At 65.1% G+C, this 21,008-nt stretch carries 24 protein-coding genes; 12 read left to right on the plus strand and 12 right to left on the minus strand.

Annotated elements, in window-relative coordinates:
• Positions 1-1,233 carry a translation initiation factor IF-2 subunit gamma gene (locus LDB05_RS12065; protein WP_226004237.1) on the minus strand — a complete coding sequence of 411 codons (1,233 nt, stop codon included), beginning with the start codon at positions 1,231-1,233 and terminating at the stop codon, positions 1-3.
• Positions 1,234-1,389: 156 nt separating this feature from the next.
• Between LDB05_RS12065 and LDB05_RS12070 the strand changes: the two genes are divergently transcribed.
• Entirely contained in the window at positions 1,390-2,388 is a 999-nt protein-coding gene (locus LDB05_RS12070; protein WP_226004238.1) for a DUF5787 family protein, read from the plus strand.
• 31 nt (positions 2,389-2,419) lie between these two features.
• Here the strand turns inward: LDB05_RS12070 and LDB05_RS12075 are convergent, their stop codons facing one another.
• The 4 genes from LDB05_RS12075 to LDB05_RS12090 form a co-directional block, all read right to left on the minus strand.
• Positions 2,420-3,244 carry an MBL fold metallo-hydrolase gene (locus tag LDB05_RS12075; protein ID WP_226004239.1) on the minus strand — a complete coding sequence of 275 codons (825 nt, stop codon included), beginning with the start codon at positions 3,242-3,244 and terminating at the stop codon, positions 2,420-2,422.
• Positions 3,245-3,315: 71 nt separating this feature from the next.
• Complete coding sequence (locus tag LDB05_RS12080) at positions 3,316-3,696, minus strand: hypothetical protein (protein WP_226004240.1); 381 nt, start codon at positions 3,694-3,696, stop codon at positions 3,316-3,318.
• Between the two features lie 56 nt (positions 3,697-3,752).
• Positions 3,753-4,148, minus strand: a complete 396-nt coding sequence (locus LDB05_RS12085; protein WP_226004241.1) for a DUF2237 family protein — start codon at positions 4,146-4,148, stop codon at positions 3,753-3,755.
• Positions 4,149-4,220: 72 nt separating this feature from the next.
• Positions 4,221-5,648, minus strand: coding sequence for an ATP-binding protein (locus LDB05_RS12090; protein ID WP_226004242.1), 1,428 nt, complete (start codon positions 5,646-5,648; stop codon positions 4,221-4,223).
• 147 nt (positions 5,649-5,795) lie between these two features.
• Between LDB05_RS12090 and LDB05_RS12095 the strand changes: the two genes are divergently transcribed.
• From LDB05_RS12095 to LDB05_RS12105, 3 genes are all read left to right on the plus strand, one after another.
• A complete protein-coding gene (locus LDB05_RS12095; protein WP_226004243.1) occupies positions 5,796-6,167 on the plus strand; it encodes a universal stress protein in 372 nt (123 codons plus the stop codon).
• A gap of 2 nt (positions 6,168-6,169) precedes the next feature.
• On the plus strand, positions 6,170-6,769 hold the full coding sequence (locus LDB05_RS12100) for a GNAT family N-acetyltransferase (RefSeq protein ID WP_226004244.1): 600 nt from the start codon (positions 6,170-6,172) through the stop codon (positions 6,767-6,769).
• Positions 6,770-6,913: 144 nt separating this feature from the next.
• Positions 6,914-7,933: a DHH family phosphoesterase gene (locus LDB05_RS12105; protein ID WP_226004245.1), complete on the plus strand. Its 1,020-nt coding sequence runs from the start codon at positions 6,914-6,916 to the stop codon at positions 7,931-7,933.
• Between the two features lie 104 nt (positions 7,934-8,037).
• Here the strand turns inward: LDB05_RS12105 and LDB05_RS12110 are convergent, their stop codons facing one another.
• On the minus strand, positions 8,038-8,496 hold the full coding sequence (locus LDB05_RS12110) for a universal stress protein (RefSeq protein WP_226004246.1): 459 nt from the start codon (positions 8,494-8,496) through the stop codon (positions 8,038-8,040).
• Positions 8,497-8,704: 208 nt separating this feature from the next.
• On the opposite strand from LDB05_RS12110, the gene LDB05_RS12115 reads away from it, so the two are divergent.
• From LDB05_RS12115 to LDB05_RS12125, 3 genes are all read left to right on the plus strand, one after another.
• A complete protein-coding gene (locus tag LDB05_RS12115; RefSeq protein ID WP_226004247.1) occupies positions 8,705-9,178 on the plus strand; it encodes a universal stress protein in 474 nt (157 codons plus the stop codon).
• Positions 9,179-9,286: 108 nt separating this feature from the next.
• Positions 9,287-10,561, plus strand: coding sequence for a DHH family phosphoesterase (locus LDB05_RS12120; RefSeq protein ID WP_226007906.1), 1,275 nt, complete (start codon positions 9,287-9,289; stop codon positions 10,559-10,561).
• A gap of 105 nt (positions 10,562-10,666) precedes the next feature.
• The gene (locus LDB05_RS12125; RefSeq protein ID WP_226004248.1) at positions 10,667-11,137 is read left to right on the plus strand and encodes a carotenoid biosynthesis protein; all 471 of its coding nucleotides are present in this window, start codon (positions 10,667-10,669) and stop codon (positions 11,135-11,137) included.
• A 36-nt stretch (positions 11,138-11,173) separates the two neighbouring features.
• Here the strand turns inward: LDB05_RS12125 and LDB05_RS12130 are convergent, their stop codons facing one another.
• The 6 genes from LDB05_RS12130 to LDB05_RS12155 form a co-directional block, all read right to left on the minus strand.
• Positions 11,174-11,869 carry a hypothetical protein gene (locus LDB05_RS12130; RefSeq protein WP_226004249.1) on the minus strand — a complete coding sequence of 232 codons (696 nt, stop codon included), beginning with the start codon at positions 11,867-11,869 and terminating at the stop codon, positions 11,174-11,176.
• A 102-nt stretch (positions 11,870-11,971) separates the two neighbouring features.
• Positions 11,972-12,397, minus strand: a complete 426-nt coding sequence (locus LDB05_RS12135; protein ID WP_226004250.1) for a DUF5807 family protein — start codon at positions 12,395-12,397, stop codon at positions 11,972-11,974.
• 125 nt (positions 12,398-12,522) lie between these two features.
• On the minus strand, positions 12,523-12,927 hold the full coding sequence (locus LDB05_RS12140) for a DUF7500 family protein (RefSeq protein WP_226004251.1): 405 nt from the start codon (positions 12,925-12,927) through the stop codon (positions 12,523-12,525).
• The gene (locus tag LDB05_RS12145) at positions 12,924-14,948 is read right to left on the minus strand and encodes a hypothetical protein (RefSeq protein ID WP_226004252.1); all 2,025 of its coding nucleotides are present in this window, start codon (positions 14,946-14,948) and stop codon (positions 12,924-12,926) included. Before LDB05_RS12145 ends, LDB05_RS12140 begins: the two co-directional genes overlap by 4 nt.
• A complete protein-coding gene (locus LDB05_RS12150) occupies positions 14,945-15,388 on the minus strand; it encodes a hypothetical protein (RefSeq protein ID WP_226004253.1) in 444 nt (147 codons plus the stop codon). Before LDB05_RS12150 ends, LDB05_RS12145 begins: the two co-directional genes overlap by 4 nt.
• Before the next feature lie 101 nt (positions 15,389-15,489).
• Complete coding sequence (locus tag LDB05_RS12155; protein ID WP_226004254.1) at positions 15,490-16,110, minus strand: archaellin/type IV pilin N-terminal domain-containing protein; 621 nt, start codon at positions 16,108-16,110, stop codon at positions 15,490-15,492.
• A gap of 452 nt (positions 16,111-16,562) precedes the next feature.
• On the opposite strand from LDB05_RS12155, the gene LDB05_RS12160 reads away from it, so the two are divergent.
• The 5 genes from LDB05_RS12160 to LDB05_RS12180 are packed head-to-tail and all read left to right on the plus strand — an operon-like array spanning position 16,563 to position 21,007.
• A complete protein-coding gene (locus LDB05_RS12160) occupies positions 16,563-17,666 on the plus strand; it encodes a FlaD/FlaE family flagellar protein (protein WP_226004255.1) in 1,104 nt (367 codons plus the stop codon).
• 37 nt (positions 17,667-17,703) lie between these two features.
• Positions 17,704-18,132 carry an archaellum stator protein ArlF gene (arlF, locus tag LDB05_RS12165; protein WP_226004256.1) on the plus strand — a complete coding sequence of 143 codons (429 nt, stop codon included), beginning with the start codon at positions 17,704-17,706 and terminating at the stop codon, positions 18,130-18,132.
• 3 nt (positions 18,133-18,135) lie between these two features.
• On the plus strand, positions 18,136-18,600 hold the full coding sequence (arlG, locus tag LDB05_RS12170) for an archaellum stator protein ArlG (protein WP_226004257.1): 465 nt from the start codon (positions 18,136-18,138) through the stop codon (positions 18,598-18,600).
• The gene (gene arlH, locus LDB05_RS12175) at positions 18,597-19,325 is read left to right on the plus strand and encodes an archaellum protein ArlH (RefSeq protein WP_226004258.1); all 729 of its coding nucleotides are present in this window, start codon (positions 18,597-18,599) and stop codon (positions 19,323-19,325) included. The genes arlG and arlH overlap by 4 nt, the downstream gene beginning before the upstream one ends.
• A gap of 2 nt (positions 19,326-19,327) precedes the next feature.
• Complete coding sequence (locus LDB05_RS12180) at positions 19,328-21,007, plus strand: type II/IV secretion system ATPase subunit (protein WP_226004259.1); 1,680 nt, start codon at positions 19,328-19,330, stop codon at positions 21,005-21,007.
• Position 21,008 lies beyond the last annotated feature (1 nt).

Consider the following 21,008-nt stretch of genomic DNA (forward strand, 5'->3'; position numbering starts at 1 on the left):
TTAGTCCGTGAGCGTTCCCAGACCGATCAGCCGCCAGCGAGCGCCGATGCGGCGGTTGATCGCGATTTTCGTCCCTGGATCGGCGGCGACGGGTCGTTTGAGTTTGACCTCGCACTCGCCGCTTCGGGCGCTGGTGACGGAGCCGACGGTCGTCGCCGTCCCGACGGTCATCATCAGCGGTTCGCCGGTGCTGATCTCGTCGACCGTCTCGCCGCTCTCCGCGCCGACGACCCGCTCGAGCAGGTCGACGTCCATGGTGAACTCGTTCCACGTCGGCGGGAGCGTGCCCGGCGGGCCGGCCATCCGGCCGGCCAGCGCGTCGCCTTTCGTCAGCGAGGGGTCGAGTCCGGTCCCGACGCCGAGCAGGCCGCCCGGCGTGACGGTGTCGACCGTTTCGCCGCCGGCCTGCAGCGAGCGAATGCTCGTCTCGATGGGGACGTACTCGCTCTTCCCGCCTTCCTCGACCTCGCGGCCGGGCCGGATCTCGATGTCGTCGCCGACCTCGAGCTCGCCCCGAACGAGACTGCCCCCGAGGACGCCGCCGGCGAGGTCCTTCGCGGTCGTCCCGGGTTTGTTGATGTCGAAACTGCGGGCGACGTGCATCCGGGGATCGGCGTCGGGATCCCGATCCGGCGTGGGGATCTCCTCCTCGATGGCCTGGATGAGCAAGTCGAGATTGACTTCCTGACCCGCGGAGACGGGGACGATCGGCGCGTCTTCCGCGACCGTTCCCTCGACGAACTCCTTGATCTGGTCGTAGTTGTTTCGGGCGGTCTCGGCGTCGACGAGGTCGACCTTGTTCTGCGCGATGACGATGTTGTCGATGCCGATGATGTCAAGCGCCATCAGGTGCTCTTCGGTCTGGGGCTGGGGGACGGGTTCGTTGGCGCTGACCACCAACACGGCCCCGTCCATCAGCGATGCGCCCGAAAGCATCGTCGCCATCAGGGTCTCGTGCCCCGGGGCGTCGACGAACGAGACGGTCCGGAGCGGCTCGCTCGGCGTGCCGTCCGCACACTCCTCCTCGACGGTGTAACACTCGGGTTCGTCGAGTCCCTCGCAGTGGCGGAACGTCGCGTCGGCGTAGCCGAGCCTGATCGAGATCCCGCGTTTCATCTCCTCGCTGTGCTGGTCCGTCCACGAGCCGCTGAGCGCTTGCACCAGCGTCGTCTTGCCGTGGTCGACGTGACCGACGAGCCCGATGTTCACCTCCGGTTGTCGATTTCCTACCATAAGACGATGAGTAATCTTGCGTAGTGATTCCGCTGTGCGACTGATAAAGGTTGCGAGCTATCCCTTGTCTCGACCGACGCAGTGTGCGGGACGGCGACGGACGAACGAGCCCGCCGAACCCGACGACTTATTTCGATTCCCTCCTACCCTGTGACCGTGTCGGAGTTCGCGTTCGAACTCGAGTTGTGTGCCCGCCTCGAGCGGCGACGCGACGGACTCGTCGCCCGCCAGCTCGGCGGCAGCGTCGCCGATCCCGGCGGGCGGGTTCTGGACGTGCTCTGCGTCGAGCCCGGACCCGAATTCGACGACCGCGTCGCCATCACGAGCGAAGCGATTCCCGACGCCGCCATCGAATCGGCCGTCGGCACCGGGCAGGCCCGCTACTGGAAGGACGCCTTCGACTGTCATCCCGAGCGCGCCCGCAACGCCACGGAGCGGGCGCTCGAGATCGGCTTCTTCGAACGCGATCACAGCGCCAGCACGACCGCGAGTCGCGAGTACGTCCGACAGGTCGCCCGCTATCCCGACTGGTACGACCGGCTCGTCGCGATCGAGAACAAGCCCGATCTCGGGCGGCCGGGGGATCTCGAGGCCCAGCTCCGGACCGACGTCAGCCTCGCGCTGGTCGACGAGGCCGTGCTCGCGACCGAGAGTTACGTCACGCGCGCGCACCTGAACCGGATCCCCGAGGCGGTCGGCGTCTGGCGCGTTCACCGCGACGAGTCGGACGCGGGCGGGTCCCTCGAGATCGAAGTGATCCGCGAGCCGACGCCGCTGTCAGTCGACGAACGGGGGATCGAACCCCTCGAGTCCCATCCCGGCCACACGGAGATCGCCACCGTGTCTGCCGAGGCGAAGGCGCGAGCGCGCCGCCGGATCGCCGAACGGGCCTACGGCAAGGGCTGGCGGACGTACGGGTTTCCCGACTGTGCGGCCTGTCACCCGGACGACGCGAGCGGCGCGACGCTTCCCTACTGCGAGTGGGCGGGTCGCGTCGTCGACGCCGGGTCGGAATGTGGTCCGTCGTGTCCGGGATACCGGTCGGACTCGAGTTCGGAGATCGATCTCGAAGCGGAGCGCGACCGCCGGACCGCGTGGGACGTCGACCCGACCGGAAAGCGCCGCCAGCAGTCCGGACTCGATCAGTTCGGCTGACCGAATTCCGCAATTTGATTTTTCCGAACTGTTACAATACGTACTGCTCGCCGTCGATCGCCAGCGGCTCCTCGAACGCCTCGTCGGCGGGGTAGAAGTGCGCGAGATGGACCAGCCGCGTCTGGGCCGCATTCAATTCCTCGGCCAGCGCGAGCGCCCCTTCTCGAGTCATGTGTTTCGTGCCGAACGTCCGGGGGACGCCGTCGTGATCCTCGTGACGACCCCCGAGCGGATGATACTCACAGAGGCTCGCGGGGACGATCCCGTCGGCGAGCAGGAGGTCCGCGTCGGCCAGCACCGCGCGAGATTCCTCGGGGATATCGTAGCTCGTATCGCCCGTGATCGAGAGCTTCGCACCCGTTTTGGGATCCTCAATAGCGAGGCCGTAACAGACCAGCGGCGGGTGCTCGACCGGCACCAGTGTCACGTCGAGCCCACAGATCCGGACCGTCTCGAGCGGCGTCGTCGGAACGACGGTGACGGGGTCGAGGTAGTGGTAGTCGTCCCGAACCGTCTGGGCGACGCTCTTGCCGGTCTCGGGGTCGGTTTCGTCGGCCGCGTAGACCTCGAGGTCGTCGACCACGCGAAAGACGTTGCCCAGGCCGTCGAGGTGGTCGAAGTGGATATGAGTGATGACGGCGGCGTCGGGGAGGGCAACCTCGTCGCGCAGGAACTGGTAGCGAAAGTCGGGGCTGAAGTCGATCAACAGCGACTCGTCGGTCCGCTCGTTCTCGACGTGGACCGAGAACCGCGTGCGCTCGACGCCGCGCTCGCGCGCGGCCGCACACGTATCGCAGTCACACCCCACCGTCGGCGTCCCGGTCGTGTCCCCGGTTCCGAGCAGGGTTACTCGCATGTCACGCGCCCCTCCTGCTCCCGGTCGCGGAGCGAACCGACAGCGCTTCGAGGGCGTCCAATCGTCGCCGCCTACACATATGACCGCCCTTCCTCGAGCGCCCGCCGAATGAACGGGTGATCCGATTGCGCGTCGAACCGATCGGCCGGCAAGACGTGAACCGAAAAGACGACGCCGTGCTCGAGCCCGACCGTCTCGGCCAGCACCTCGAGTTGCCGTTCGGTCTCCTCGTCGTCCTCGTCTCGCGGCTCCGCCGCTCGACTGTTCGCGGAGCTTCGCTCCGCGCTATCCTCGAGGACCAGCAATACCTCGACGGACGTGTGGACGCCGCGGTCGTCGCCCCGGACGGCATCGCCGAAGACGACGAGGTCGCGGATCGACTCGCCGTGTTCGGTCCGTGCCCGGCTGGCAAACGCGTCCGCGGCGTCCCCCTGTGGCGCGCCATCGCTCATAGGGGGTGATTGGCAGCCGTCGCATAAAGGGTATTCCCCGCGGGACGGATCGATCCCTACACCTGCCGGGGGTTACCGTCGTCACTGGCGTCGTACTCGTGTTCCCGAAGCAGATCCGGGTCGACGTCCCGAAGGACCGCCTCGTGGGTCGCCTCGAGGACAACCGGCGGCGCACACCCGGCCTCTTCGGCCTCCACCCACCGCGCGAGACAGAGACACCACCGGTCGCCGGGCTCGAGACCCGGAAACTCGAACTCCGGCCTGGGTGTGGTGAGGTCGTTCCCTTGCGCTCGACTGAATCGCAGAAATTCCTCGGTCACGACGGCACAGAGTTCGTGTCGGCCCCGATCGGCCTCGACCCGCCGACAGCAGCCGTCCCGGGTGTACCCCGTGGTCGGGTCGGTGCTGCAGGGCTCGAGTTCGGTGCCGTACACGTTCCGGTCGTCTGGCATGCGTTCTGCAAGGAGCGGCGGGTGGAAAAGGGTGCTGTCGTCCGGACGAGGGGGGATTCCCCGTCGAGCGGTTCAATGGTCGTGGTCGTGATCGTGGTCGTGCGAGTGCCCACCGTCGCTGGCCTTGTCGAGGTCGCCGCCCGCGACGAGTGCGTCGTGGTCGCCCTCCATCATGTCCATGTTCTTCAGCGTATCGCGCTCCTCGAACTCCTCGACGGCGTTGAGGAGGTCCTCCTGGGTCAGCGTCGTCCGGTCCTCGGTCAGGGCCTCGAGCACCGCCTCCCGGAGCACCATCCGGAGGTCGCTGCCGGTCAGCCCCTCGGTGACGTCGGCGATGAGCTGTGGGTCGAATTCGTCGATCTCCATCGTCCGCGTGATGAGACCGAGGATGTCCGCCCGCATGCCGTGGTCGGGTTTGGGGAAGTTGATGATCTCGTCGAAGCGCCGCCAGGCCGCGTCGTCGAGCTGGTCGGGGTGGTTGGTCGCCCCGATGAGCAGGACGTCGTCGTCGATGAGCGAGATGTTGTCGATGCTCTTGAGGAGGGTGTTGACGGCGCGCTTGAGCGCGGCGTGTTCGTCGCTCCGGCGCGTCTTGGCGACGAAGTCGAACTCGTCGATGAAGAGGATACAGGGCGACAGTCGCTTTGCGACCTCGAAGGTCTTGTCGACGTTCTTCGCCGTTTCGCCCAGGTACTGGCTCGTGATCATCGAGAGCTTGACCTCGACGAAGGGGAGGTCCATGTCCTGTGCCAGCGCCTGCGCCGTGGACGTCTTCCCGGTTCCGGGCGGCCCGACGAAGAGCAGTTTCCCGATCTCGCGCAGGCCGATGTCGGCGAGGTAGTCCCGGTGTTCGATCGCCTTCGAGATCTTGTTGAGTTCGTTCTGCTGGTCCTCGGTGAGGACGAGGTCGTCGAGGGACATGTCGACCTCTTCGGGGGCGCGGACGTCCACGAGGTCGAGCATCTCCTCGTCGTCCTCCTCGTCGAAGTATTCGTTGAGGAGGCCGTCGATCCAGACCCGATCGGCCTGAATCGGTCGGTTCCGCTCGCGAGCCTCTTCGTGGGTGACGTCGAACCCGTAGTCGTCGTGATTCGCGAAGTGTTTCGCCAGCGTCGGGTTCTTGAGCAGGCGGTCGTCGTCGACGCGCTCGGCGAACCACTCCTCGGCCATGTCCTGCTGGGCGAGGGTGATCGTTCCGGAGAACTCGTCGCGTTCGGTGAACATCAGGTCGGAGACGGCGTCCCAGGGGCGATCGACGCCGGTCGCATCCCGTGCGGTGCTCGTCGTGACCGACAGGGGACGACTGATTCCGGCGGGTTTGCGAGTGCTTCCGCCGCTTCCCCCGCTCTCGTCATCGCTCCCGCTTTCGTCGTCGACGCCGCCGGTCCAGTAGACCCGGCGGAACGCCGGCGGGAGATCGTTCTCGTCTAGCGTCCGGTCGTCCGAATACACGCTCGTCGTGAGCAGGAATTCCACGACATCGAGCGCCGCATCAGTCATTCCGTGAACCTACTGACTACACGTTCTTAACAGCGTCGTCCCGCGCAACGTATGCGGTTGGTGGGCCATCCACAACCGGACCGCGACCGCGTTTCGAACCCGGAAACCGGCACAACCGTTTTCGTGTGTCGGCTCACAAGCACTCGTATGAACGTGTTGCTGGGTCTCGGCGGCAGCGACGAGTCGGTGAAGACGCTCCGACGGACCATCGAGCGGACCCGCGAGGTCGGTGACGACCTGACGATCGTCGTCGTCGATAAACCCGAATCGAAACGCTCGCAGGACGAGATGTACCAGCAGGCCCTCGACTCGCTCGAGGAGGCCGACATGAGCGACGTCGAGGTCGAAACGCTCGAGGGGGATCCCGGAAGCGCGCTGGTCAATTACGCGGAGCGAGGCGAGTTCGACCAGCTGGTCATCGGCGGCGGTACCCTGAGCCCGATGGGGAAGATTCAGCTCGGCCCGATCACGGAGTTCGTCCTGTTGAACGCGCCGACCACCGTCAAGCTGGTGCGATAACGATGGTCGGCACGCGTCTGTATCCCGACGAACCGTCCGGTCCGTTCCCCTCGCCGCCGACGACGGTCGAGGACAAGGAAGGGCGATCGATCGAGATCCGAGCACCCGAGACGTTCACCGGTGAGACGCTCGACGCGGTCGTCGAGATGTACACCGAGTTCGATCCGACGGATCGCGCACAGGGGATCCCGCCGACCGGCGAGGAGCGCATCCGCACCTGGCTCGAGACGATCGGCGACGACAGCGTCAACGTCGTCGCCCGCGACGGTGACGACGTCATCGCCCACGCGATGTTGGTCCCCGACACCGACGACCTCTCCGCGATCGAGCACAGATCGGACATCGAGTGGGAGCTGGCGATTTTCGTCCTGCAGGCCTACCAGCGAGCCGGCATCGGGACGACGCTGCTCGAGAACCTGCTGGGTCACGCGAGCGACATCGGCATCGACCACGTGTGGCTGACCGTCGAACGGTGGAACAACCCGGCGATCGCCCTCTACGAGCGCGTCGGATTCGAGTCGACCGGGACCGAGAGCTTCGAACAGGAGATGGCGATCCTGCTCGAGGACGCGACGGACGGCGAGCGCAGCCACGAGTCCTGATCCCGGTTCCGGGCGGTACGGTTTCGCGATAGTGTAGCACTCGGGATCGGCTCAGGGGAGGTCGACTTCGGTAGCAGCACAGCGAGACGCGGACCGCGTCCAGTAGGCTTGTACGGGAGGGGGTACCAGACGATACTATGAGTCATGAGTAACGCGCAGTCGCTTCGGGACGTCCTGACGCCGGCCGAGGAACTCACGATCGTGTGCCACAACAACCCGGATCCGGACTGTCTCGCGAGCGCGCTCGCGCTCGGGCGAATCGCCGCGGCCGTCGGGATCGACGATCGACGCATCCTCTACAGCGGGGATATTTCCCACCAACAGAACCGGGCGTTCATCAATCTCCTCGATATCGACCTCACCGAATTCGATCCGGAACGGGTTCGAAACCGGTCCGAGGACTCGTTGCTCGCGTTCGTCGACCACGCGATCCCCGGCGCGAACAATCGGGTCCCCGAGGGAACCCCGATCGATATCGTCATCGACCACCACCCGGCGGAGGCCATCGACGCACGGTTCGTCGATCACCGGGAGACGATCGGTGCCACGGCGACGATCCTCACCCAGTACGTCAGAGAGCTCGATATCGAACTCGACGCTACGCTGGCGACCGCGCTCCTGTTCGCGATCCGTCGCGAAACGCTCGGGTTTCTCCGGGGGGCGACACACGAGGAGTACGCTGCGGCGGGGTCGCTCCACGATGCTGCGGACCTGAATCTGCTGCGACAGCTATCGACACCCTCCGTGACCGGCGCGACCGTCGACGCCATCGCGCAGGCCATCGGGAACCGAACGGTGCGAGGATCGGTCCTCATCACGCACGTCGGCCGGACGAGCGAGCGCGATGCCCTTCCGCAAGCGGCGGACTATCTCGCCACGCTCGAGGGCGTCGAGACGGCGATCGTGTACGGCATCGTCGACGAGAGTATCCACCTGAGCGCACGCTCGACGGATACGCGAGTTCACATCGGGGACGTCCTCAACGAGGCGTTCGCGGACGTGGGGAGCGCCGGCGGGCACCGGGAGATGGCGGGCGGTGAGATTCAACTCGGGATCTTCGCCGATGCTATCGGTGACGACACGCAACTGATCGCGATCGTCGAACAGATCATCACCGCTCGACTCGTTGCAGGGCTCAACCTTCAGGACAAAGAACAGTCGTGACGGTACCGCCGAGAGCGGATAGGGTAGATATCGGCTCGGCGTGCGGTCCCGGCGGACCGGCCGACGCCGACATCGTCTCGAGCACCCCGCGAGACGGACCGCGATCACACCGACAGGACGGGCTGGCTCGCGTACGAGAGGACGTACTCGGCGGCCTTCTCGAGCACCTCGGCTTCGGTTTCGGTGACGGGCTCCCGTGGAAGGACGATGAAGTCGGCGTCGATGTCGTCGGCGGTATCGAGGACGACGTTGCCGGGGTGGCGCGTCTTCCGCGTCTGCGAGAAGCCGTCGTCAACGGAGGTGGCGAGCGGAACGTCGGCCTCATCGGCGATCGTTCCGATATCGTCGAAGAACCCCTGGGTGTGCTCCGCGACGTCGATGTCGTCGACCGTCCCGGCGTCTAGCCCCCGTACGACGCCCCGTCCGAGCACGAATAGCGCGTGCACGGTGGCGTCGTAGCGGTCGGCGACGGCGACGGCGTACTCGACGGCGGTGGCTGACTCGTCGCTCCCGTCGACCGGTGCGAGAACGGTGTCGACGGTAAACGGCTCGCTGTCGTCCATACTCGGAGATTTTGCGGGCGGCCGTAAAAAGGCTGTCCCGACCGGTCGGACCGTCGACGGCCGCGTGCGACAGTCGTTCGCGAAGCGATCCGAGTGCTCGAGCGCCGACGGGACTCCTGGAACCGAACCCGGTATCGGCCCGTTTTGGCGATCGATCGACCGGCCATCGACCGACCGGTTTTTGCTCTCCGGCCCGAAACGGTTCCTCATGTTCGATACGGTCGTGGTCGCCACCGACGGCTCCGACAGCGTGAAACGGGCCGTCGATGTCGCGTTCGATCTCGCCAACCGGTTCGACGCCGAGGTCCACGCACTCTCGGTAATCGACGCCAGCGAGGTCGACGCCTCACCCCAGCAACTCCGGGAGGAACTCCGCACCGCCCTCGAGACGACCGCCGAGGCCGCAGTCACTACCGTCGAGGAGCGGGCTGACGGGGACGTGACGACCGCCACCCGCGAGGGTCGCCCCGCCGCCGAGATCTGCGAGTACGCCCGCGAGATCGACGCCGATCTGGTCGCGACGGGGACTCGCGGTCGCCACGGCGAGAATCGGCTCCTGCTCGGCAGCGTCGCCGAGCGAATCGTCCGAACGTCGCCGGTTCCCGTCCTGACGGTGCGGCAACTCGCACCGGCGGACGACGATACCGACGGGGACGACGAACCGCTGGCTACCGACGTCTGACGCTGCGGTCTCCGCGCCGCCACCGTGGACGACGTCGTCCGTAATCGGTTCGCCGTCTCCGCTCTCGATACCGGCGATTACTTCCCCCACGGCCACGCAGCACGTATCATGTACGACGAACTCATTCGGAGCGACGATCTGTCGCTCGCCCGCAAATCCGTCCTGCCGGGAACCGGCTTCTTCCTGCCCGACACGCTCGAGGAGGACTTGGAGGAACAACAGACCGAAGCCGCACTCGAGGGGGCCGAGGTCGCGGTCATCGCGGATCCTGACGCCGACGGACTCGCCTGCGTCGCTCTGATTCGAGAGGCCTACGGCGACGTACAGAACGTCCCGGAACCGGAGGATGCGAAGGCCGAGGCGGAGGACGCCGAGAGCCAGCCGGACCCGGTAGCCGACGCGACCGACGACGCGGACGAGGAGAACGTCGTTATCGCGGCGGGAGACGACGAACCGCTCGAGGAGCCCGAGCCGACGCCGCACAACGTCGCGCTCGTCCCCGCGAGTCCCCACGACGTGGAGGACGCGCTGGCTCGCGTCGCCGAGTACGGCGACGAGGGGATCGATATCTTCGTCTGCGACCTCGCGCCGGACCGCTACGAGTACGTCGACGACGAACTTGACGCCGCGCTCGAAACCGCCGGCCGCGTTTCGTGGTACGACCACCACCAGTGGGACGACGACGTCGCGCAAGCGGTTCGCGACGCCGGCGCCGAGCTCGTGATCGGCGATTCGGACGAGGAGTGCAGCGCGGACGTCGTCTTCCGCTCGCTCGAGTACGACTTCGGCCCGATGTACGAGGAACTGGCCGCTGTCACCCGGGACCACGACCTCTGGCTCCGCGAGGATCCGCGCAGCGACGATCTGGCGGATTACGCCTACTGGACGGATCCCGCGGAGTACGTCGAGGTCGTCCGGGAGTACGGCGTCGACCTGCCCGAGTGGGTCACGGACTACATCGCCGAGCGCCGCGTCGAGAAGGAGGCGCTCATCGACCAGGCGGTCGGCAGGGCGGAGCTTCGCGAGATCGGCGGCTACACGGTCGGGATCACCTACGGCCGGTGTTCGCAGAACGAGGTCGCAGAAGCGATGCGCGAGCAGGGTGCCGACGCGTCGGTGATCGTCAAACCCGCCGGCTCGGCCTCGATTCGGGGCACCGACGAGTTCGAACGATGCCACGAGGTCGCGGGGAAGGTCAACGGCGGCGGTCACCCGAAGGCCGCGGGCTGTAAGCCCGACATCTACGACGACATGCTCGACTACGCGAACCACTGGACGACGCGCGGTGCCGTGACGAAACGCGTCATCCTCGACGCGTTCCGGGACGTCGTCGCCGAAGCGGCCGAGGAAACCGACGACGACGCGGAGCCGAGCGACAACTGACCGGCTCGAGACGGAAGTCGAATCCCCCCGACTTGCTCCGCCTTTTCGTCGACTCCGCGATAGATACTCAGAGTTCTTTTTGTTCCGTGAGGGAGACAGTTCCGTATGTCTCAGGAACGCCGCTTCGCTGGCCTGGCCGCTGCGGTCGGCGTCCTCGCACTCGTCCATGCCACAGTCACGTGGCCGCTATCGGCGACGCTCGCGTTCTTTGGCGGCGGTGCAGTCATCGCGTTCGTCGGCGAGGCGATCGTCATCACCCTCGGCTGGCTGGAACACCATATCGGCCCGAAAGTCGCCGGTGTCCCGCTCTACGTGCTGTTCGGGTGGACCGGGACGATCTACGTCGCGTTTCGCGGTGCGCTCCTCGTTACCGACGGCTGGACCGCAGTCGTCGCCGCTGGCGCACTCGCTACTACTTACGACGTACTTACTGACCACCGGGGCGTCGCCGATGGTCACTGGACGTACACGGACGACCTCTCTGGCCCCCGATATCGCGATGTCCCCTGGTGGAATTTCGCCGGATGGTTCGTCATCAGTTGCCTCACGGCGTCGCTCGCCGTCGTCTTCCTTTGACTCGCGGTGAGCCTGTCAGCTCTCGCTCGAGTCCGATCACCCCCGCGACGCGAAGTACCGCATCACGAGCTGGAGCACGTGGACGAACACCCCGGCGACGGCGATGTAGACGCCGATCGTTTGCAGCGTGACGGACTCGCTGCGCCGGTCGCGCACCTTCCAGATTTCCCAGCCCAGTCGGAGCAGGAACCCGAGGAAGATCAGCACGAAGCCGAGGAGTAACACCGGTGCGACGAAGGTGCCGATCAAAATCGCGACGAGACCGCCGATGAACGCGTAGTTGGCGTAGGAACCCCAGTGCTCGAACGTCTTCGACCGGGCGTAGACGTACGCCGAGATCAGGGCGGTGACCAGGGCGACGACGACCGCCGTCACGACGAGGATCGTCAGCTGGGATTCTCGAGGCGCGAATCGGAGCACCCCCGCGCCGAAGATACCGAAGGCTAACTGCAGGATCACCATGCCGACGAACGCGATGCCCATGTCGCCGCCCTCGACGCCTCGCTCGGCGACCAGTTGGCCGGCCATGATCGCCGCGCCGTAGGCGATCGCGCCGATAATAGGGAACGAGAACAGGTAGTCGTTGACCGACGCGAGCGGCGTCACCACGAGGACGTACATCAACAGGACGTTGATGGCCATCAGGGCGCTCGCGCCGCCGATCACCTGCGCTTCGCGACTCGAGAGACCGAACCCGCGGCCGGTCTCGTACGGGGTTTCGGTCGAACTCATTGGCTCACTCTAGACCGCTGGGCTGCAAAAGATTGTGGCTTACTCGCGACTGACGGTACCGTGGCCCTGAACGATAGCGAACCGATCGTCGTACCGCCGCCCTCACTCGCTCACGTTCCACCGATCCGAGAACGCCGTCCCGCACGTACACTGGGCGTAGGCGTGGACGACAGCGCCCTCGGCGTAGATACCGCCGACCTCCTCGTTCTGTGCTTCGGCGAACGCGAAGACGAACTGAATCGTGTGATCCTCGTCGTCCGACGCGTCCGGACAGTGGCCACCCGTCAGATCGCCGTCGATCTCCCCTTCCGTGCTCATCGCGGACTTTGCGAACTCCATCGCACCGGTTCCCGTCGCCGCCTGGAAGGCGCCTCGACCCCGCTCGCCGTCGACGACGATCAGCGTTCCGTCGTCGACCCGATCGCCGAACTGCTCGAGCCGGTCGTCCGACACGTACGAGTCGGCCAGAAAGAGCGCGACATCATCGAGACGCTCGCCCGCCAGAAACGCTTCACGTGAGTTGCTCATGGCGTCGGATTCTCGCTCGACATGGAAAAAGGGCGGTATTTCCGTCTCCTCGCTCGAGAGTCGAATCGAGTGCGGACCGTGACGGTCTCGCGGGTCCGCACGCTCTGATACCACAGGGGGTCGACCTACACGTCGAGATCGGACGCAGCGAGCATGACCTGTAGTGCCTCGCTGGGGGACATGTCGTCGTCGAGCTGGCCGGCGTACCAGGTCAAGAGGTCGACGAACACCTCGCGGACGTCGTGTGACGTCGCGTGGTGATGGGCGATTTCGCCATCGGTCTTGAGCGTAATATCGACGCCGTGGGGTTCGCTCGCGTCGGCGAGCGCGCCCTCGTTCGTATCGGTATCGGCTGACGGCTCCGCCAGCGGACCCGCCGTCTCCCCGTCGATGAGCTGGTCCGCGTTCCGATCGTCGCTGGCCGCCCTGATTACGTACTGATTCTCGGCGAGTTCCTGAACGTGGTCTCCATCGAGCTCGAGGTCGTCGGGCTCGAGGACCGTGTCGGTGTCTTGGATGTCTTCGGTCATGAGTTTCTGATCGGAATGTACTGTTCGAGGAGGTCCGCGATAGGGAGCGCGAACTGTCGCCCGGTGCCGAAGTATTCCAGCCCGGAGAGGAGCAGGAAGACGGTCATCGCGGCGACGGCCAGCGCGAGTGCGAGCGCGCCGACGCGGTCCCACCTGTCGGTTCGAGTCGCGACGACGATCCACGCGGCGAGCGCGCCGGCGATGGTGAGGTTGACGACTGCATGCGTCTGGACGACGGTCCCGACGGACCAGTCGACCGCGCTGAAGGTAGCGATCGCGACGGCGACGCCGACGACCGCGAACCCGCACGTCGCTAGCGCGACGGAACGTAACTCTCGGTTCGCGATCCGCCGGATCGGCTCGAGGCGGAACACACCGTAGAGAAGGACGGGAACGATCGGGGCGAGGTAGCGAACCGTGATCGTCGAGTGGAGCGGGAGTCTCGAGAGATACATGAGACCGAAGAGGCAGACGTAGCAGACGGCAAATATGTCCGTCTGCGTGAGCGGGTCGCGCAGTTGCCGCCGGACGGAGCGGGTTCGTCCGATCCGTCTGACGGCGACGACGGGGGCCGCGACGAGCGCGCCGAGGACGGGTGCGGACTCGGCGATGGTCAGCTCGACGGTCTGGCCGCCGGTTTGACTGTAGTCGACGCCGGGAATACGTCCGCTCCGAAGGAAGACGTGGGAGAGGCGACTGGCGTCAAGCGCGTCGAATCCGGTGGAAAGCACACCACCGAAGATGTCCAGCGCGTCCAGTGCCCCGTCGATCCCCGCTGACGCCAACCCGATCGCCCCGCCGACGAGGCGGGTACCTATGCCCGTCGGGCGGGTGGTCGAGTCACCGCTCGTTCCCTCCGCCGTTTCGCTGTTCGTCCCCTCGGGCGTTTCGCTACTCGAGCCGCCACCGCCGGAGGCGGTACCGCCGGCTGATTCCCCGCCAGCCGATTCAGTACCGCCCGCGCCGGTACCCACGTTGTCGACCAGAACGTCGCCACCCGTGTACGCTGACAGTAACCGCGGCGGTTTGACCGGATTCCCGGAAATAAGCGTGTTCGTCACGAAAAACGGGAGCAGCGAGACGAAAAAGACGCCACCGATAATCCCGAGCGTGCGCGGGTCCCTCGAGCGGGCCGTCAGCAAATCCAGCGGCAGGAGGACGGCGAACAGCGCCAGCGCTTCCGGGGCGTGGATCCAAGCCGTCGCGCCGACCGTCGCGTAGGCGAGCGCCCGGAACGCGACTCCCTCGTCGCCGTCCGCGATGGCGACGCGACTTCGGTAGAAGCCGTACAGTGCGATGAGGGCGAACAGCGCGGTCAACGCGTGTCGTTTCGGGATCGACGCCCAGAAGCCGATCGGGACGAGCACGACCCCGGTGATCCCGGCGGCCGTCGCGACCCGTCGCCCGTGTGCGTGGGCGAACAGCCGGTAGAGGACGACCGGAACGAACCCGGCCGCGACCATCGTGCTCACCTGCAGCGCGACCAGCGGGAAGAATCGCGGCGGAAGGGCGGTCGCCGTCGCGAGGTTCGCCTGAAAGAGGACGAACGCGAGCGCGCAACCGGCCAGCGTCGCGAGCCGGCCGCGTCCGAACAATCGACCGAGTTGGATACAGAAGGCGAGCACGAGGAAACTCCACAGCGCCGCGATCGCGATCCGCGGGTCCGCGACCAGCGCGATCGCCTCGAGCCCCAGGAGGAACGGCAGCGCGAAGACGACCTGGCCGTAGTTTCGCGCGTAGAGGCGTCCGTCCACGATGTTCATCCCCGGCGTCGACGGATCCGTCGGGCCGTAGACGGCCTGACTGATGTGGAGCTGCCCCTCCGAAACGGCGACGAGCGCGTTCCCGATGGCGAACGTGTCGACGATGAAGATGTCGACGCGCCAGTAGAGGGCAAACAGCGCGAGCGCACCGAGGTAGATCGTGAGTCCGGTCCGGTCGCCAAACAGCAACCGAACCAGCAGCGTTCGGTCGACCTCGAGCCCCGTCAGTTCATCGCGGACGCGATGGGCGGTACTCATTCGGGCACCTCGAGTTCGACTGTCTCCGTAGTCACCGGAAATTTGTTGTCGCCCGATTCGGCGGTGACGGTGATCGTGGCCTCGACGCTCGAGTTGTCGACAGCTGTGACCTGTTCATCGGGGATCGAGAGGGGAACCGATCGCTCCGTTCCCGCGGCGACGCTGCTCGTTGTCGTCCCGTTGTAGTTCAGTTCGGGAACCGAAACGCGGTAGGTCAATACGACCGGTTCCGAGCCGGTTTCGACGTAGACCAGCGCGTCGGGGACCTCGAGTCGATGCGAATTGGTGTCGGTTTTCTCGAGTGAGATGTTTTCGGCGGGAACCTGCCTCGGGGAGACGAACAGCTGTCTATCGACCGAAATACTCTCTTCGTTTCCGCCGAAGGACGTATAGAGCTCAACCGATTCGTCGGCGGGTTCGGTCGCGTCGATTGCGAGCACCAGTGGTCCGGCCGCGAGTGTAACGAGTAGTATGCAAAGCGCGGTTACAATGACACACTGGCGTTCTATGTTCATAAAAATCGGAAAGAAAGTGTCCCTATTTAGACGAGGACGTAATCCTTGTCACCGAAGGTGTTCGGGACACTGACACCGTAGACGGACTGCGCACCGGACTGGTCGACGAGACTCACAGTCGCGGATCCACCTGTTTCGAGACCCGAACCACCAGCATCGATTGAACCCTCGATATCATCAATAGCGAGGGTGATCTTGACACGTTCGTCACTATTTGTCAGTGATTCTCCATCAACACCACTTGCGTCAGAGCTAGAATACTCTGTAACAAAAGTAGAAGCCGATGGATCAGTGCTACCATCTCCGTAGGTAAGCGTTTGGTCAGCGCTACCACTGGTATATTGGATGGTTGCCGATGTGAGATCAATCGCTTCGGATCCAGCGGACTTTTTAACTGTCAGCTCAAGCGTGGAAATACCAGTTTCCTCGCTGTTTGCGATCCCAACGGCGTGCGTAACGTCGATTTGGTTCGCGACCTCCTGTCGCGTGTCGGATCCCGTATTCGAGGCCTGACTCTGGAGGAGCCCGGCCGTGTTAATCAATACGCCTGCTGCGATCGCTGCGACGAGCACCATCGCGATGAAGACGATCAGGGTACCGATACCGACCTGACCGCGCTCGTCTCTCTCTGTAATTGCTTCGAACATGTTATGTGTACACCCTGAGTGCCGTCCTCGCCCGTCCGAACCCGTCGCGACGTTGTGCGCCACCGTGGGTCCTCGAGACGCCCGCGTGGGCGTCGATCGCCGGCTCGACGGGCTGGGCCCGTCGCTCCCTCGATGGGCGTGGCGACGGGCCAACAGTCGTGTCCCGTCGAACTCCGGCGTGAGGCGAGTGGTTTGGCATCACAGTATCTGGGGATGCACCCCAGCCGACACATCGCCTAGTCGGACTATCAAGCTCCGTATCACCTCAGACCGCGTATCGAGACTCGACTCACGATTCGAAACGCGGGCCGATTCGGCGGCGGAACTCGAGCGGACATCTATAGGAGCACTCCCACTACAGGGGAGTAGTATGACTGCATCGTCCGACGAAGATCGCCGCCGGCACCGGCCGAGCGTCGCGAGACGTCGAACCACGAACGCAACGACGTAACATGGATCTCGGACTCGATTCCCTCCGCAGCTTCCTCGAAGACTTCCTGAGCGATAGCGGCGGCCGCCGAGGTCGCCAGCGCGAGCAGCAACGCCGCCAACAGGAAGATCAGGGCGGCGACGCGGCCGACGCGCAGGCGGGAGCGGAGACGACGGCCGACGAGACGGAGAACGGCGACCCCGCCGAGTCCGAGACGGACGAGGGCGACGGCGGCGGTGGCCTGTTCGGCCGCGGGTCCTCGTCGGCGTCCGACGAGGAAGAGCTCGACGACCTCTACTACCGGATCGACGAACTCGAGGAGCAACTCGAGGACAAGAGCACGGAACTGGGCTCAGTTCGGGACTCCCAACAGCAGGTCGCGGATCAGGTCGAAGAGATGAACGACACGGTTCGTCAGCTGCTCGGAGTCTACGACATGTTGACCGACGACGTGAATCCGTTTACCGGAGCCGGCGAGGAACGAAACGGGTTCGGCGTCTTCGGTGAGGACGATCCGGCGGCCGACGAGCAACCCGGGATCGGGGTCGCCGACGGCGGGTCGACGAGCGGCGACGAGACGGTTTCGTTCGGCGACCTGAAAGGCGCTATCGAAGACGCGACGGCGGCGCAGGCCGACACGTCCGGCGACGACGTCGGTGGTGAAACGATCGCGTTCGACGAGGACGACGACGAGACCAGTGAGGAAGCGCGCAACGACACCACCGTCGAAGTGCAGGCCACCGAAAGCGTCGACGGGCCGGATACCGAGGCGGATTCGGACGACGACGGTGGGTCCGACGTCACCCTCGAGAGCCTCGCGAACACGTACGCGACGGACATCATCGTCCTGGAGTGGCTGACCGAACTGGTCCGGACGGCCGGCCCGGCGGCGACGCTGCGCGCGATCTCCTACTACGCCGAGATCGGGTGGATCGACGAGGAGGTCAAAGCACACCTCGAGGCGATGCTGAGCGGCCCGGATCTCGACATCCACGTCGACCCCGGGGCGACGCCGGACGAGCTGACCGCCGAGGATCACGCCGACAGCTACACGTACATCATGAAGCTGCAGGAGATCCACGAGACGAAACGGGAAATCGAGCCGGACGCCGACACGGGGAGCTGACGTGACTCGGATCGACGACGGAGAACGGTGATCGAACGTGGGATTCAGTACCAGTGGTGCGACGGCAATCATCTTCGTGGGCGTGCTCGTCGCGGCGGGGATCGCCTACCCGGTGTTTCAGACGGCCTACGAGGAGCGGACGACTGCGATCGAGAACCACGACGATCGGGCGCTCGAGATGCGAAACACGGCGATCGAGATCGCGTCCGCGAGCTACGACGCGAACGGGAACGGAGATTTCATCATGGAAGTAAACAACACCGGTTCGACGGTACTCTCGGTTCCCGAGACGGATCTCCTGCTCGACGGCGTCTATCAGGACTCGTACGAGACGAGCGTGAACGGAAACGCCGATCGGGAACTGTGGCAGCCCGGCGAGACGCTGACGGTGACGGTTTCGACCGAGCAGCCGAACAGGGTTAAGATCGTGACCGAACACGGAATCGCGGCGACGGAGGTGCTGTAATCGATGGCCGGCGACTCAGTCTCGACGCTGATCCTGTTCATCGCCGCGATGCTGGTCGCCGCCGGCGTCGCCGGGACGCTGGTCACCAACGTCAACGAGATCAGCAACTCGGTCGATACGAAGAGTGGCGAGATGACCGACAAGATCGAGACCGATATCGAGATCATCAGCGATCCGGGCAGCGAGGCAGTGTACAACTCCGACGGTGCCGGGAACATCACGCTCCTCGTCAAAAACACCGGCCAGAAGACGCTCGCGACCGACGGAACCGGGCTCGACATACTGGTCAACGGCTCGTACGTCTCGAGCGACGAGTACACGATCACGGTTCGGGACGGCGGCGGCTCCTGGCGAGACGGGCGGGTCGCCGCGATCGAGATCGACCGGTCGCTCGCGACGGGCGAGGAGCACAGGGTGCAGGTGACGGCCAACGGCGCGGAGGAGGTGTTCGAATTCTACGTCCCATGACCGAGTATCACTCCATCGGACTGACCGGACGGGATCGCGTGAACAACGCCATCGGCGGCGGGATTCCAGCGGGGAGTATCATGCTTATCGAAGGCCAAGACGGTGCGGGAAAGAGTGCGATCTCGCAACGGTTCTCCTACGGACTGGCGACGGAGGACGCGTACGTCACGTACGTCTCGACGGAACTGAAGTCCTGGGAGTTCGTCCAGCAAATGAACTCGCTGTCCTACGACGTCGTCGACCTCCTGCTCGACGAGCAGTTGTTGTTCCTGCACGCGAACGTCGACACCCACAACGAAGGCAAGGAGCGCCAGTTGCTGGGCCGGCTCACGAGCGCCCAAACGCTCTGGAAGGCCGACGTCGTCTTCGTCGATACGCTCTCCGCACTGTTACGAAACGATCCGAACTACGAAGCGGGCAGTAAGGACGGCGAGGAAGACCACGTCATCCAGCGGCTCGTCACGTTCCTGCGACAGGTGACGATGCGGGACAAGTCCGTCGTCCTGACGGTCGATCCGACGAGCGTCCGCGACGACGCGTTGCGGCCGCTGCGGAACGTGGCCGACATCTACTTCCAGATCGAGACGAACACGGTCGGCCAGGAAATCAGGCGCAAGATCCTGGTCCGGCGCTTCCAGAACATGAAAAGTCCGGTCGACGACTCCATCGGCTTCAGCGTCCAGCAGGGCCGTGGCGTCTCGATCGTCAGCAGGACGGTGGCATAACGATGTCAGACTTCGGAACTGCGCGACTCGAGAGCAAACTGGACGGACTGGCGGACGAACACCCCCACCTGCGGGAACATCTCAACTGGTTCTACGAGGAATACGGCGAGTATCCGAAGCTCATCGACGAGCCGAGCGGCGAGTGGGAGTCCGATCGGCCGAACGTCATCTACGAAGCGGAGTCGCCGATCTTCTGTCACGTTCACGGCGACATGGGGATCGACACGACCTACTACTGCGTTGAACCGACGCTCGAGGACGAGGACAAAGCCCTCTACAATCAGCTCCGACAGCGAATCCTCGATAAGAGCGTCACCCGGCCGGCGCCGAGCGACGACGAGGAGTTCGAGGAGCACTTGGACGAGCTGCTGGACGAAGTCGTCGAAGTCGGGTCGGGGATCACTGGCCAGTCGATCGGGCGGCTCAAATCGCTCGGGCGAAGCAAGGTCTCGCTCTCGCAGGACCAGTTCACCCGGTTGCGCTACCAGCTCCAGCGCGATATCGTCGGGCTGGGCCCGCTGGAACCAGTGATGGTCGACACGGCGAACGAGGACATCCACGTGATCGGGCCGAAACAGTGTTACCTCGATCACGGCACGTACGGCATGATCTCGGCGACCGTCGACTTCGGGACGCCCGAAGAGTTCGAACAGTGGCTCCGGAACATGGGCGAACGGATGAACCACCCCGTCAGCGACTCCGACCCGATCATCGACGCGACCCTGCCAGACGGTTCGCGTATCAACATCATCTACTCCGACGACGTCTCCGTCCAGGGACCGTCGCTGACCATCCGACAGGGCGAGGAGATCCCGCTGTCGGTCTTCCAGATTACGAAGTGGGGGACCCTGAGTCCCGAACTGGCCGCGTACCTCTGGCTCTGTCTCGAGAACGAACAAACCGTCTTCGTCGTCGGTGAGACTGCCTCGGGGAAGACGACGACGTTGAACGCGGCGCTGTCGTTCATCCCGCGGGACGCGAAGATCTATACGGCGGAGGACACCTCCGAAGTCGTCCCGCCGCACAACACCTGGCAACAGCTGCTCACCCGCGAGGGATCCGGCGACGAGTCGGCCGACGTCGACATGTTCGACCTGGTCGCGGCCGCGCTCCGATCGCGGCCCGACTACATCGTCGTGGGTGAGGTCCGCGGAGCGGAGGGGCAGATGGCGTTCCAGGCGGCTCAGACCGGCCACCCGGTCATGCTGACGTTCCACGCCAGCGACATCGTCTCGATGATCCAGCGCTTTACCGGAGCCCCGATCAACGTCCCCGAGACGTTCATGGACAACTGCGACGTCGCCCTGTTCCAGAACCGGGTCAAGCAAGGCGACGACGTCCTCCGACGGGTGACCTCGGTTCAGGAGATCGAGGGCTACTCCGACTACGAGGGCGGCGTCGTCACCCGCCAGGCGTTCAAGTGGGACCCCCGCGACGACGAGGTCGCGTTCACGGGGCGGAACAACTCCTTCGTGCTCGAGGAACAGATCGCGACGCTGCTCGGCTATCAGGACACCCGCGAGATCTACGACGAACTCGACCGCCGGGCCGAGATCATCCGACAACTCATCGACGCCGACGTGCTGGGCTACCACGAGGTCAACAAGGCGATTGCCGACTTCCAGCGCGACGGCCTCGAGGGACTGCCCATTCGGATCAGCGGGATCGATCAATTCGCCTGAG

This window comes from Natrinema salinisoli, from assembly GCF_020405205.1.
GTDB lineage: Archaea > Halobacteriota > Halobacteria > Halobacteriales > Natrialbaceae > Natrinema > Natrinema salinisoli.